Consider the following 13817-nt stretch of genomic DNA (forward strand, 5'->3'; position numbering starts at 1 on the left):
TCTCCTCGTTCGTTTCGGGGGAAGTGGGGTCAGCTTCCGTCGCGAGTCCAGCGGAAGCGGGCGTTTGGTGCGTCGTGCAAGACGACTTTCGGCGGGATGGGCAGTTCGTGAAAGGCGGACTCGTTCGAATCCATCTGATAGCCAGCGGTATTCGGGTAGATCAGCAGATCGCCGACCTCGGCGGGGCGGGGCAGCGGCACCCGGCGCCAGCTGAGCATGTCGGAATCCAGGCAGGTGGCCGCGCCGACGCTGGTCGGCGTCGGTGTGCCCGGGCGCGCGGGCCACAGCAGCGGATCGGGCAGATACTCGCTGTCGAACCACTGCTCGGAGAGGCTCAGGCTGGTCCCGTCGACGGTGAGCAGCCGGTAGGGCCGTCCGTGCGCGTGCCTGGTCTTGCTGCCCTGGACACGGAAGACGGTGCATCCCGCGTGCGCGAGCAGGGCGCGTCCGGGTTCGATCGCGAGCCGGATGCCGTTGTCCCGCAACCGCCGGGCGATATCGTCGTGGTCGAGGATCTGCGCGAGCATGGCCGCACCCGGCGCTGCGAAGTGGTAGGGGTAGTACGAGTCGAAGGACTTCCCCGAGTGGAACCAGTGCCTGCCGACGCGCTCGCCGAATGCCGCCGCCGCCTCCGCCGGGACGTAGTCGACGCCGAACCCACCGCCGATCGACACCGTGGCCGCCGGATGGCCGAGCGTGCGCGCGTGCAGACAACGCGCGATCAGCTCACCCGCGAGTTCGGCGCGTGCCACCGCGTCGTAGCCGGACAGGTGAAAGCTGAAGCCCTCCAGACGGATCGATGCACGAGCACCGAATACCGCGAGGGCGTTGCCGATCTCGTCGCCGGTCATGCCGAACCGGCTCGCCGAAGCGGCGGGCAGGACGCGCAACAGCACGCGCGCGGGCATCGCGGGGGACGCCGAAGCCGCGAGCCGGTCGAGTTCCCCGAGGTCGTCCACCGCGATCAGCGCATCGTGTCTGGCCGCCAACCAGAGCAATTCGTCCGACTTGGCCGGGCCGGTCACCATGAGCTCGCCACCCCGGACGCCCTGCGCAAGCGCTGCGGTCAGCTCGCCGATGCTGGCCACGTCGACGCCCGCGCCGTGTTCGGCGCAGGCACGCGCGACACACGCGGCTTTGTTCGCCTTCTTGCCGTAGTAGATCGTGCCCTGCACCCCAGCTCGCTCGAAGGCGGCGCGGAACTCTCGGATGTTCTGCGCAACTCGCGCCGGATACATGACGTGGAACGGTCCGCCCATCGAAAAAGCGATGTCGGCCAGCAGGTTCGGGTCATCGAGGAGGCGGCGCTCCCACGGGTCGAGGTGTGCGGGCATCGGCGTCGCGCTGATCGATTCCGGCGCGTCGTGCACGGTGCTGAGAGAGTCGCGCATGTCGTGCGCGGTGCTGATGTCGGCACGCGCGTCGCGGGTCGCGCTGGCCGAGTCGCGGGTGTCGTGCACCGTGGTGATCGATTCGCGCGTCTGGTCGATCGTGTGCTGCACGGTGCCGATCGCATCGTCTGCGCCAGGTCCGGTGTCGATCCGGCCCTGCGCGCTCGACCGCGCTGCGTCGTCTACTGCGGCAGCGGAGACCTCGGGGCCGTCGGCAGCGGAGGTCACGCTGCCGACGGCCGCCTCTAGTCCCATAGCGGCACCTCCGTCCCGCGCCCCTCGGCGATCGCCCGCTCGGCCAGGGCATGGGCGACCGCGATATCGGTGAGCACCAGTCCGCTGTTGTAGACGAAGATGCGCTCGTCGTCCGAGCGTCGCGCCACCGCACGCCGGCTCAGGATCCGCGGTAGCTCGGCGTCCACCTGGCGCAACGTCCCGTCGGGACCCACCATGTCGGTGCCGGTCAGCGCCATCTGCTCGGCGCTGGTCGCGATCACCCGATCGGCGTTGACCAGCGTCGATGGCGCGAGCCCGTAACCCACCAGCACCGCTACCGAACCCGGTGCCAGATCGGTGGATTCGAGCGCGACCTCGGTGCCCGGTCCCGCGGTGGCCAGCACGACGTCGGCGGTCGCCGCGGCGGCGCGTGGGTCCGGCACCGTCTCGAGCAGTGCGTGCGGGTGGTGCTCGGCGAGCTCGCGGTGCACGGCCGCCAGCCCTTCGGGGTGCGTCCCGTAGACCATCAGCTTGCGCAGCTGCGGATTCGCGGCGAGCAGATGTGGAAGGGCGTTGCGGCCCTGGGTTCCGGTGCCGATCAGCAGCACGCTCTCCGCGCCGCGACGGACGGTCTCGCGTACCAGCAGCGCCGACACCGCCGGGGTGCGCAGCGCGCCGACCCTGGCGCAGTCCATCATCGCGATCGGCGCGCCGGTGGTGTCGTCGTAGAGCGTGATGGTCGTGTAGTACCGCTTCGTGCTGCGGTCGTGGCCGGGGTCGAATTTGTAGGAGGTCTTCATCGCGACCACGCGCCTGCGGCCGTCCCGGCCGAGCATGGCGTAGGCGACCGACCAGCCGTCCGGGTTCGCGACGCTGAGCTTGCGCGGGTTGTCCGAATCACCCGCGGCGAACGCCAGATACGCCTCTTCCACCGCGCGCACGACCGCGCCCGGCGTGATCGGCACGTCGGCCAGGTCGCTGCGGCTCAGCACCCGCAGGGGTGTGCTTCGGTCACGGGTGTTCAACGGGTCCTCGATCATTCGGTACTGCTCGCTCTCGAGTGCCGCTCTCGACCGGCCGGGTGACCGCCGCTCGGAACGGGGCAACAATTTGTTGCCCGTAGCCATTCTCGTCGGCTTCCTCGGCTCGCCGCCGTCGTTCCGGAAGCCGGATGTTCACTCGTTTGAGCCATCGGTCGGTGCCGTCGTACCGCGCGGTGAACGGTACCCGGCCGTGCACGGCGACGTCGTTGTCAACCAGCAACAGCTCGCCGGGGGCGAGCGACGCGGTCACGCAGACGCGTTCGAGTTCCGCGGTGAGATGTTCGTAGGCCGAGCGGAATGCGGGACCGGCGTCCTCGAGCGGAGTGTATGCCGGGTCGTAGCGCAGGGTCTGCTCGTCCGGGCCGGCCGCGCTCCACAGCGTGGGAATAGATGTGGCCGAGTACTTTTGGTGCCCGCTGCCGTAGGAGACGTCGGGCAGGATCGGAAGTGTGGGCGTGCTGAGCAGCTCGCGCTGCTCAATGGATAGCTCGACGTGGCGCACCGAGGAAACCGTGGTGCCGACCAGATCCGGGTTGCGCAGGCAGGCGAGCATCAGCAGGTTGGCCCGCCGCGGATGGAACGCGTCCTCGGTGTGCGGGCTCAGCAGTGTTTTGCTGCTGGCGCCGGACTGTTCGTGCTCGTGACCGGCCGCCGGAACGATGTTGTTGACCAGGCGCCCGTCCTGTTGGCCTTGCCAGCCGAACGGCTCGCCCGCGCTGCGGGCCAGTAGCAGCATGACGAGGTCGAATTCGAACGAGTGTGCGCGCGTCGCGGGATCGCCACTCCATCGCGCGGCTTGTCGCCAGCTCGGCGGTGTCGGCCCGAATTCGTTGTCCCACAGCGGGAGACGGCTGACGATCGCGGCACCCGCCGCGCTAGCGGGCGGGCGCATGGCATGGCGCACCTCGGCGGGGAGGTCCGCGACGCGGGCATCGATCTGCTCGATCAACGCCGGATCAGTGAGTGTGCGTGCGGTGGCGGCCGGATCGGCGAGCGTGGCATCGAGTGTGGCGGATATCTCTCTGGCGAGGTCGCGTACCGCCTGGCCCGCCTTCGCGGGCAGCTCACGTCGTTCGAGATCCTGTGGGTGAAGCGTCTTACGTTCGGACAGAACGCTTTTCACCGGCTTCCCTTCTTCGCATCGGTTCGAAAATGCAGGTTGACGATTCAACTGAGAAGGTAGTCGCCGCGATGAAGTTAAGCAAGGCTACCCTAAGCGTGTCGCTTGAAATAGCCGATTGGCATAACTCCGGTCCATCTGAGGCTAAGTGATCGGCGGGTGTGCTGATGCTGCTTCGTGGGGTTTGCGGGGGTGCGCCCTTGTGCTGCCGTTTTGGCGCCGGATCGGCGAGTCGTCCAACCGATTAGGCTAGCCTGTCCTTGTCAAACAGGTGATTATGCAGTATCGCTGTGGGTTCGTCCAGGAAGAGGGCAGCGCAATGGTTTTGAGTCGGCGACAGTTGTTGCGGTCGAGTCTCGGAGCGGGGGCGGTGCTGCTGGTCGCCGCCTGTTCCGACGGCGCGGACTCGTCCGGGCCGGCCCGGCGCGGTGGCACGCTGCGTGTCGGCGCGCTCGGTACCTCGGCTCGGCTCGAACGAGATCCGCACGCCAACCTGAGCAACGACAGCGACTTCCTGATCACCTCGCTGGTCTACGACGCCTTGACCGTGCCGGGCGCCGACCCGAACGTCGCGCCCCGCCTGGCCACCCGGTGGGAGCCGGACGCCGACCGGCGTCGCTGGAGCTTCACTCTCGCCGAGAACGCGACTTTCCACGATGGATCGCCGGTGACGTCCGAGGATGTCGTGTGGTCGCTGCGCCGGCTGCGCACGGTCGGCGGTGCGTCGAAGATGCCGGTCGCCGTCGAGGACATCACGGCCGACGGACCGAACCGGGTGGTGCTCGCGGTGCCCGAGCCGAATACCCAGCTGCCGTTGCTGGTCCGGTTGATGACCTTCACGGTCAAGAAGGACACCACGGATTTCACCAAGGCCATCGGCAGCGGGCCGTTCCGCCTGGAGTCCTACCAGGGCGGCAACGCCCGGCTGGTGCGCAACGACCAGTGGCACCGCACGCCGCCGCTGCTGGACGCCATCGAGATCACCATGTTCGAGAGCGTGACCGCGCTGGGCAACGCGGTACTCGGCGGGCAGATCGATCTCGCCTCCAATGTCGGCGCCATCGCGGGCCGCACCGCTGAAGGCCGCGGCGACCTTGCGGTGGTGCGCCGCCCGAACGACACGGTGCTCGGCGTCGCCATGCGCACCTCCGACGGTCCGTTCGCCGACGTGCGGGTGCGCACCGCCCTCCGGCTCGGCGTCGACCGCAATGCTCTGGTCACTCAGGTGCATTCGGGTTACGGGAAGGTCGCCAACGACATCCTCGGCACCGGCGATCCGCTCTACGACACCTCCATCGCACAGCGCACCCGCGACCTGGATCGCGCGAAGGCGCTGCTGCGCGAGGCGAACTTCGACACGGGACGGACCTATCCGTTCGTCACCAAGGCCGAGGCGCCCGGCGAAGTGGAATCGGCGAAGGTCATCGCGACCCAGCTGGCCGAGATCGGCGTCCGGCTCGAGGTGATCACCCAGGAGCCGAACGCCTTCTATGACCAGACCTGGCTGAAGGCGCCGATCTACACGATCTCCTGGGGCACCAACGATTCCACACTGTTCTTCGCGAGCAAGCTCCTCTCGAGCGGCTCGAACCGCAACGAAACCGCCTTCAAGGATGCGACATTCGATGCTGCAACCGCTAAAGCGCTTGCAGCACGGAGTGACTCGGAATACCAGCGGTCCGCGCAGGAGCTGCAGCGTATCCAGTACGACCGCGGCGGGTACCTGGTCTGGGGCATGGCCGACGGCATCGACATCGCGTCCTCCCGAGTGCGCGACCTGCCCACGCTCGGCGGGTTCGCCCGGGTCCAGCTGGAAAGGGCTTGGCTGGCCGGGTGATCTCCTTCGCACGACTTCTGCTCCGGCGCGTCGCACTGCTGGTGGCGCTGCTGGCCACCGTATTCGTCGCCGTGGACCTGCTGCCGGGCAACACCGCCCGCGCCGTCCTCGGTCGCGAGGCCACGCCGGAGCAGATCGCGGCGAAGGAACACCAGCTCGGTCTGGATCGTCCCCTTCCGGTGCGGTTCTGGGACTGGATATCGGGCGTCGCCACCGGCGATTTCGGCCATACCGCGCGGGGGCGTTCGGTGAACGAGTTGCTGGTCGACAAGTTCCCGCCGACGCTGCTGCTCGGCGGGCTCGCCTTGGCGATCACCGTGTTCGCTTCGCTTGCGCTCGGCGCGTGGTGGGTGACGCGGCCGGGCAGCCTGGCCACGCGCGTGTTGCAGCCCGCGACGACGACGGCGGTGGCGATTCCCGAGTTCGTGATCTCGACCGTGCTGATCCTGGTGTTCGCGCTGGCACTCGGGTGGCTGCCCGCGGTCACCATCACCGACCGGTCGGGGTTCCCGGCCGGACCCGACATGCTGGTGTTGCCGGTGCTGGCACTGGCGCTGCCGCAGATCGGCTGGAACACCAGGGTGGTGCGGGCCGCGCTGGCCGACGCCGCTGAAGCTCCGCACGTGGAAAGCGCGGTGCTGGACGGGCTTTCCACCCGCGTCGTCCTGGCGCGGCACGTGCTGCCGTTCGCCCTGCCGACGATCGTCGCCAGCTTCGCCACCACGGTCGGGATGCTGCTCGGCGGCTCCCTGGTGGTCGAGACGATCTTCAACTATCCCGGTCTCGGCGCGGTGCTCGCCGGTTCGGTCGCCGACCGCGATACCTCGGTGGTCGCCGCGGTCGTCGCACTGTCCGGGGTGGTCATCATGGGAATGCTGGCCGCCGCCGACGGCATCCGGGCCTGGTCGCTGCGGGGGCGGCGATGAACGGGGCGAGGCGATGGCTCGGCTTGCTGACCGTCGCGCCGGCCCTGGTGGTCACCGTGCTCGCGCTGCTGGGGCCGACGCTCGCGCCGCATCCGGCCGAGGAGGCGATCGGGATCCCGTTCGGCGACCCCGGCGGCGGCGCGGTACTCGGCACCGACCGGCTCGGTCGCGACGTGTTCAGCCAGTTGCTCTACGGCGGTTGGGGATTGCTGCTGCTGTCGGCGGTCATCGCGGTGGCGGTGACCGGCACGGCGTGCGTGCTCGGTGTGGTGGCGGCGCTGCGACCGCGGCTCGGCGCGGTGATCGAACTCGGCACCGATTTCTTCATCCTGCTGCCCGCGGTGCTGGGCATCCTGCTCGTGCTGACTTCGTGGCCGGAGGCGGGCAGCGTCGGACTGGTCGTGTTGGCGTTGCTGTTCGGGGCTCCCTATTGCGCACGGATCTTCACGGCGGCTGCCGCCGGCGTCGCCGCGTCCGGATATGTGGAAAGCGCCCAAGCCGCGGGCGAGTCGCTGCCGTATCTGGTTTTCCGGGAGGTGATCCCGAATTTGCAAGAAGTACTGACGACTCAGCTCGGTCTGCGTTTCGTGGCCGGGGTCTACCTGGTCAGCACCGCCTCGTTCCTGCATCTGCCCACCACGCTGGGTGCGAGCAACTGGGCGGTCATGGTGCGCGACAACGCCTCCGGCATGCTGCTCAATCCCTGGGCCGTGCTGGTCCCGAGCCTGGCGATCGCGATCGTCGCGGTGAGTGTCAACCTGGCGGTGTCGGCATTCGGACGAGGGGAGCGGGGAATGAACGCGATCACGACGGGAATCAGAAGTGCCGGAGGATCGCGCGGACCGGATTCGGCGGTGCGGCGATGAGTGAGCTCGTGCTGGTCGACAACCTGACCGTCCTCGGCTCGAACGGGCAGGAATTGGCCGGTCCCACGACCTTCCGGATACCGGTGGGCACGGTCACCGCGCTGACCGGTCCGTCCGGATCGGGCAAGACCACGGTGATGCGTGCGCTGCTCGGACATCTGCCGTCCGCCGCCGCGCGGGCCACCGGTTCGGCGTCTGTTGCCGGATACGACGTGCTCACACTGGATCAGGATGCACTGCGACGGTTTCGGCGGCAGCACATCGCCTACGTCGGGCAAGACCCCGGTTCGGCGCTGAACCCGTTGATGCGCGTGCGCGCCTTGTTGCGCGAGGTGGCGCCGGCCGCGTCGAAGGCCACGTTGACCGACACGCTCGCGTTGGTCGGCCTGTCGCCGGACTATCTGCACCGCCGCCCCGGCGAGCTCTCCGGCGGCCAGCAGCGCCGGGTCGCCCTGGCCAGAGCGCTGATCCGCCGCACCGGCGTGCTGGTGCTCGACGAACCGTTCGCCGGACTGCACGGCGCATTGCGCACCGATATCGCGGCTCGGATCGCCGAACTGGCCCGCGAACGGTCAGCGGCGATCCTGCTCTCCGGACACGACACCGCACTGGTGCACTCGATCGCCGACGATGTGGTCGAACTCGGCACCGTCCATCCGGCATCCGTTCCTCTGGCCGAGGCGCAGCGAATTGCTACGCCGACAAAAGCGTTCGGCGCCATCGCCCAGTCCATACATCGCACAGCGGGTGCGGCACCTGCGGCACTGCTCGAGCGCGCGGAGGCCGATGGCGTCCACACCCAGGCCGTACCCATGCCGATGTCCGACGATGATGGGACGCGACCCGGTTCCGCACCGATGCGTGACCGCCGCGGCGACTGCCGTCCAGAGCGCGCGGAGGCCGATGGCGTCCACACCCAGGCCGTATCCATGCCGGTGTCAGACGATAACGGGGCGAGATCCGGTTCCGCACCGGTGCGTGACCGCCGCGGCGACTGCCGTCCAGAGCGCGCGGAGGCCGATGGCGACCACGCCCATGCCGTATCCATGCCGGTGTCCGGCGATGATGGGACGCGACCCGGTTCCGAACCGGTGCGTGACGGCCGTGGCGCCGACTCCTCTCCAGATCTCGCGGGGTCGATGGATGTGCGCGAAAACTCGGACGCAATGCGGAACGGCGAGCACAATGACCAGCCGGTACACGCGGTCGTCTTGCGTGCGCAGGGGATCGGCGCGTCTGTCGACGGTCACCAGGTACTCGCGGGCATCGATCTCACGCTCGATACGGGTGCGGCGCTCGCGGTGGTCGGCGCGTCCGGCGCGGGCAAGACCACCCTGGCGCGTGTCATCGCGGGACTGCATCCGTGCGTGACCGGTTCGCTCGAACTGCGCGGGAATCAGATCTCGGTATGGGCTCGCAGGCGCCGCCGTTACGGCGCGGGCGGTATTCAGCTGGTCACCCAGAATCCCAGATCGGCGCTCAATCCCCGGCGCACCGTCGCGCAAACGCTCGGTCGGCCGCTGCGTCGTATCGGGCGCGTCCCCAGACGTGACATCCCGCGGCGCGTCGCCGACCTCCTCGCGTCGGTCGAACTACCCGCCGACTCGGCCGCCCGCTATCCGCACGAGCTGTCCGGTGGCCAACGCCAACGCGTCGCGCTGGCCAGAGCCCTCGCCGCCGAACCCGCCGTGCTGCTGTGCGACGAGATCACCTCCGCGCTCGACCACGCCACCGCCGCCGCGATCATGGCCCTCCTGGACCGCATCCGCGCCGAGCGCGGCACCGCCCTGTTGATCATCACCCACGACATGTCCCTGGTCGCCGAGTACTGCCCGCGCCTGCTCGTCCTCGATCACGGGCGCATCGTCGAATCCGGCGACACCAGAACGGTTCTCGCCGCGCCGACGCACACGGCGACCAGCGAGCTGCTCATGTGAGTTCGGCCCAGAGCGCCGCTCGCCCACCACAGCCTCCCGGTCCGACCACGCTCTGGAGATTCGGCAGTACCAGAGTGAACCGAATACGAGCCTCTGGCCGGGGCGCGACGCCGCGTGGGTAACCACTGCCGATCAAGCATGCGATTCCGGCACACTCGCCTGCATCGGGCGGGTATGCGCCCGACACGCGCGAAGTGGCCTTCAGCACTTGATATCCGCGAGCACTCGTCGTCATCTGGATCATGGGAGAGGTGGTGAAGAAGACCGGCGCCTTGGCCGCCGCCGTGGTGCTCCTCGGGCTCGCCGGTTGCGGGATCGACCGCACCCCGATCCCGGAGGGCATTCCGCCCGGCCCCGGCACCCCGCTGCCGGTGATCGATCTGGACGCGCCCGGCCGCACCGCCTTCCAGTTGCGCGGCTGGGCCGACGAGCAATCGGACCGGCTGGGCATCCCGTCGATCGCGCTGGAGGCCTACGGCTACGCGGCGGCGGTGATGACCAGGGCGCGTCCCGGTTGCGGCATCGCGTGGACGACGCTCGCGGGCATCGCCAGCGTGGAGAGCAAACACGGCACCCACCGCGGGTCGGCGGTCGGCGACGACGGCGCGGTCCGCCCGCCCATCATCGGCATCGCGCTGGACGGCTCGCCCGGCGTCGCCCTGATCAAGGACACCGACGGCGGCGCACTCGACGGCGACCCCACACACGACCGCGCCGTCGGCCCGCTGCAGTTCATTCCGGAGACCTGGAAGCGCTGGGGCGTCGACGCCAACGGAGACGATGTCGTCGACCCACACAGCATCGACGACGCCGCGCTCACCGCCGCCCGTTACCTGTGCGCCAGCGGCGGCGATCTCACCTCCGAGCACGGCTGGCAACGGGCCCTGCTCACCTACAACCAGTCACACGGGTACCTGCTCACGGTGCGCGATCGGGCCGCCAGCTACAGCGTCGGGCGCCGCGTGTGATCGGCGGTGTCTGTTTTGCGGCCGGAGTGCCGGTTACCCGCCGCGCCGCGGGGACGATAGGCTCGCAGCGCACGGCCCACCCGTAAGACCCACCGTGTCAGCAGCCGAAGGAGTGTCGTTTTCGTGGCCATCATCGAACAGGTCGGAGCTCGCGAGATCCTGGATTCGCGCGGTAACCCCACTGTCGAGGTCGAGATCGCTCTCGACGACGGCACCCTGACCCGGGCCGCCGTGCCTTCCGGCGCGTCCACCGGCGAGCACGAGGCCGTCGAACTGCGTGACGGCGGCGAGCGCTACGGCGGCAAGGGCGTGCGCAAGGCCGTCGAGGGTGTGCTGGACGAGATCGCGCCTGCCGTCATCGGCTTGGACGCCGTCGAGCAGCGCAGCGTCGACCAGGTGCTGCTGGACCTGGATGGCACCCAGGACAAGTCCCGCCTCGGCGCCAACGCCCTGCTCGGCGTCTCGCTGGCGGTGGCGCGCGCGGCCGCCGAGTCCTCCGGGCTCGAGCTGTTCCGCTACCTCGGTGGTCCGAACGCGCACGTGCTGCCCGTGCCGATGATGAACATCCTCAACGGCGGCGCGCACGCCGACACCGGCGTGGACGTCCAGGAGTTCATGGTCGCCCCGATCGGCGCGCCGACCTTCAAAGAGTCGCTGCGCTGGGGCGCGGAGGTCTACCACGCGCTGAAGTCGGTGCTGAAGTCCAAGGGCCTGGCCACCGGTCTCGGCGACGAGGGCGGTTTCGCGCCCGACGTGGCCGGTACCAAGGCGGCGCTGGACCTGATCAGCGAGGCCATCGGCAAGACCGGTCTGCGGCTGGGCAGCGATGTGGCGCTCGCGCTGGACGTCGCGGCGACCGAGTTCTTCACCACGGGCAGCGGCTACAAGTTCGAGGGCGTGGTGCGGTCGGCCGAGGAGATGGCGCAGTTCTACGCCGAGCTGGCGGCCGCTTACCCGCTGGTGTCCATCGAGGACCCGCTGTCGGAGGACGACTGGGACGGCTGGGTGGCCCTGACCGACCAGATCGGCGACAAGGTCCAGCTCGTCGGCGACGACCTGTTCGTCACCAATCCGGAGCGCCTGGAAGAGGGCATCGCCAAGGGCGCCGCCAACGCGCTGCTGGTGAAGGTGAACCAGATCGGCACGCTCACCGAGACGTTGGACGCGGTCGAGCTGGCGCACCGCAACGGGTACAAGACGATGATGTCGCACCGGTCCGGCGAGACCGAGGACACCACCATCGCCGACCTGGCCGTGGCGGTCGGCAGCGGCCAGATCAAGACCGGCGCCCCCGCGCGCAGCGAGCGCGTCGCCAAGTACAACCAGCTGCTGCGCATCGAGGACGCGCTCGGTGATTCGGCGCGCTACGCCGGCGACGTCGCGTTCCCGCGTTTCGCTTTCGAAGGCTGAACATCCAAGGCATGACATGACGGAGCGACGTGCGCGTGGGACCAGTCCGGCCGGACGAGGGGACCGCCGCACGTCGCGTGCCGCCGGATCACGCCCGGCCGATGCCGCGGCCAAGCGCGGCCGCAGACGGTCGGATGCCGCGGAGAAGAAGCCGGGACCGCGCAAGCGCGAACCGAGCTCGCGCGGCGATCAGCACGACCACACCATTCTCGGGCTGTCCACCGGAAAAGCGGTGATCCTCGCGATGGTGGTGTGCGCACTCGCGCTCACCCTCGCTGTGCCTATGCGCACGTATTTCACCCAGCGCGCCGAGGCGGCGCAGCTGGCGCGCCAGCGCGAGGAGCTGGAGGCGGATCTGGCCCGGTTACGCGATCGCCGTGCGCAGCAACAAGATCCGGCTTACATCCGTACCGAGGCGCGGGATCGGCTGCGTCTGGTGATGCCGGGGGAGACGCCCTATATCGTGCAGATCCCCGGCATCGAGGCGCCCGCACCGCCGCCGGCGCCCACCAAAGCCAGAGAACCGGACCCCTGGTACACCGAATTGTGGCGCAGCATGTCCGAGCCGCAGCCGACGCAGGCGGCTCCACCACCGCAAGCACCGGAAGGACCTAGGTGACCGCACCCACCGACCAGGATCTCGCGATCATCGCCGAGCAGCTGGGCCGCGCGCCGCGCGGCGTGCTCGCCATCGCCTACCGCACCCCGGACGGGATCCCGGCCGTTGTGAAGACCGCGCCGCGGCTGCCGGACGGCACCCCCTTCCCGACGCTCTACTACCTGACCGATCCGCGGCTGACGGCCGAGGCGAGCAGGCAGGAATCCGCGGGCGTGATGCGCGAGATGACCGAGCGGCTCGGCGCCGATCCGGAACTGGCCGCCGCTTACCGTGCGGCCCATGAGAGCTACTTGGCCGAGCGCGACGAGATCGAGTCGCTCGGCACCGATTTCACCGGTGGCGGAATGCCGGAGCGGGTCAAGTGCCTGCACGTGCTGATCGCGCACGCACTGGCCAAGGGGCCGGGAGTGAACCCGCTCGGCGACGAGTCGGTGGCGCTGGCCGCCGAGCACGGCCTGCGCGGCACCGCGGTTCCGGACGACTGGCCGAGGTATCAGCCGACCGGCCCGGGAGAGACTGGAGGCAGCAATGAGTGACCGGGTAGCCGCCGTGGACTGCGGCACGAACTCCATCCGACTGCTGATCGCCGACGTGCTCGGCGACGGACACCTGGCCGACGTGCACCGGGAGATGCGCATCGTCCGGCTCGGCCAGGGCGTCGACGCGACCGGTTCGCTCGCCCCGGAGGCAATCGAACGCACCCGCGCCGCGCTTGCCGACTATGTGGCGCTGATGCGCGACGCTGGGGTCAGCCGTGTGCGCATGGTGGCCACCTCCGCCACCAGGGACGCTGCCAACCGGGAAGATTTCTTCGCCATGGCGCGCGCGGAACTCGGCACCGTGGTGGCGGGCGCCGAAGCCGAGGTGATCACCGGCGACGAGGAGGCGCGTCTGTCATTCGCCGGTGCGATCGGCGAATTGTCCAGTGCGGCAGGACCTTTCGTTGTAGTGGATCTCGGTGGCGGGTCGACCGAGCTGGTATTCGGGGACAGCGCGGGCGTGCGGGCCGCGTTCTCCGCGGATATCGGTTGCGTGCGGATCACCGAGCGCTGCCTGGCGGGCAATCCGCCGACCGCAGAACAGATCGCGACCGCCCGCGCCTTGGCCACCGAACGGCTCGGGGAGGCGTTCACCCATGTCCCCGTGGAAGGAGCGCACACCTGGGTCGGCGTGGCCGGAACCATGACCACCATTGCCGCGGTAGCGCTCGACCTCCCGGAATACGACTCGGAGAAAGTCCACCTCACCCGGCTCGGCCTGGAGCAGGTACACGACGTCTGCGGCAGGCTGATCGCCATGGACCATGACCAGCGGGCCGCGCTCGGCCCGATGCATCCGGGCCGGGTGGACGTGATCGGCGGCGGCGCGGTCATCACCGAGGTGCTGGCGGAGGAATTGTCCCGCCGCGCGGGCATCTCGGAACTCATCGTCAGCGAGCACGACATCCTCGACGGCATCGCCCTGTCCATCGCCTGACCGCCCCG

At 69.4% G+C, this 13817-nt stretch carries 12 protein-coding genes; 9 read left to right on the forward strand and 3 right to left on the reverse strand.

All coding sequences use genetic code 11. From position 1 onward, the window contains the following. Positions 1-29 precede the first annotated feature (29 nt). The 3 genes from IU459_RS25455 to IU459_RS25465 are packed head-to-tail and all read right to left on the reverse strand — an operon-like array spanning position 30 to position 3773. Entirely contained in the window at positions 30-1646 is a 1617-nt protein-coding gene (locus IU459_RS25455; RefSeq protein WP_324199017.1) for an alanine racemase, read from the reverse strand. Next, a complete protein-coding gene (locus tag IU459_RS25460; RefSeq protein WP_195132090.1) occupies positions 1637-2647 on the reverse strand; it encodes an ornithine cyclodeaminase family protein in 1011 nt (336 codons plus the stop codon). Before IU459_RS25460 ends, IU459_RS25455 begins: the two co-directional genes overlap by 10 nt. After that, complete coding sequence (locus tag IU459_RS25465) at positions 2619-3773, reverse strand: TauD/TfdA family dioxygenase (protein ID WP_195132091.1); 1155 nt, start codon at positions 3771-3773, stop codon at positions 2619-2621. Before IU459_RS25465 ends, IU459_RS25460 begins: the two co-directional genes overlap by 29 nt. 316 nt (positions 3774-4089) lie before the next feature. Here IU459_RS25465 and IU459_RS25470 point away from each other — a divergent pair, with 316 nt between their 5' ends. From IU459_RS25470 to IU459_RS25515, 9 genes are all read left to right on the forward strand, one after another. Next, a complete protein-coding gene (locus tag IU459_RS25470; protein WP_195132092.1) occupies positions 4090-5607 on the forward strand; it encodes an ABC transporter substrate-binding protein in 1518 nt (505 codons plus the stop codon). Continuing rightward, positions 5604-6533 carry an ABC transporter permease gene (locus tag IU459_RS25475; RefSeq protein ID WP_324199018.1) on the forward strand — a complete coding sequence of 310 codons (930 nt, stop codon included), beginning with the start codon at positions 5604-5606 and terminating at the stop codon, positions 6531-6533. The genes IU459_RS25470 and IU459_RS25475 overlap by 4 nt, the downstream gene beginning before the upstream one ends. Next, a complete protein-coding gene (locus tag IU459_RS25480) occupies positions 6530-7399 on the forward strand; it encodes an ABC transporter permease (RefSeq protein ID WP_195132093.1) in 870 nt (289 codons plus the stop codon). Before IU459_RS25475 ends, IU459_RS25480 begins: the two co-directional genes overlap by 4 nt. After that, positions 7396-9336, forward strand: a complete 1941-nt coding sequence (locus tag IU459_RS38695; protein WP_228838490.1) for an ATP-binding cassette domain-containing protein — start codon at positions 7396-7398, stop codon at positions 9334-9336. The genes IU459_RS25480 and IU459_RS38695 overlap by 4 nt, the downstream gene beginning before the upstream one ends. Positions 9337-9578: 242 nt before the next feature. Next, positions 9579-10304, forward strand: a complete 726-nt coding sequence (locus tag IU459_RS25495; protein ID WP_195132094.1) for a lytic transglycosylase domain-containing protein — start codon at positions 9579-9581, stop codon at positions 10302-10304. Positions 10305-10427: 123 nt separating this feature from the next. Continuing rightward, on the forward strand, positions 10428-11714 hold the full coding sequence (eno, locus tag IU459_RS25500) for a phosphopyruvate hydratase (protein ID WP_195132095.1): 1287 nt from the start codon (positions 10428-10430) through the stop codon (positions 11712-11714). 16 nt (positions 11715-11730) lie between these two features. After that, complete coding sequence (locus tag IU459_RS25505) at positions 11731-12333, forward strand: FtsB family cell division protein (RefSeq protein ID WP_195132096.1); 603 nt, start codon at positions 11731-11733, stop codon at positions 12331-12333. After that, positions 12330-12869 (forward strand): DUF501 domain-containing protein, encoded by a 540-nt coding sequence (locus IU459_RS25510; RefSeq protein ID WP_195132097.1) that lies wholly within the window; start codon positions 12330-12332, stop codon positions 12867-12869. The genes IU459_RS25505 and IU459_RS25510 overlap by 4 nt, the downstream gene beginning before the upstream one ends. Further along, positions 12862-13809, forward strand: coding sequence for a Ppx/GppA phosphatase family protein (locus IU459_RS25515; protein WP_195132098.1), 948 nt, complete (start codon positions 12862-12864; stop codon positions 13807-13809). The genes IU459_RS25510 and IU459_RS25515 overlap by 8 nt, the downstream gene beginning before the upstream one ends. The last annotated feature ends 8 nt before the right edge of the window (positions 13810-13817 follow it).

The sequence above is a fragment of the Nocardia amamiensis genome (genome assembly GCF_015477605.1).
Taxonomy (GTDB): domain Bacteria; phylum Actinomycetota; class Actinomycetes; order Mycobacteriales; family Mycobacteriaceae; genus Nocardia; species Nocardia amamiensis_A.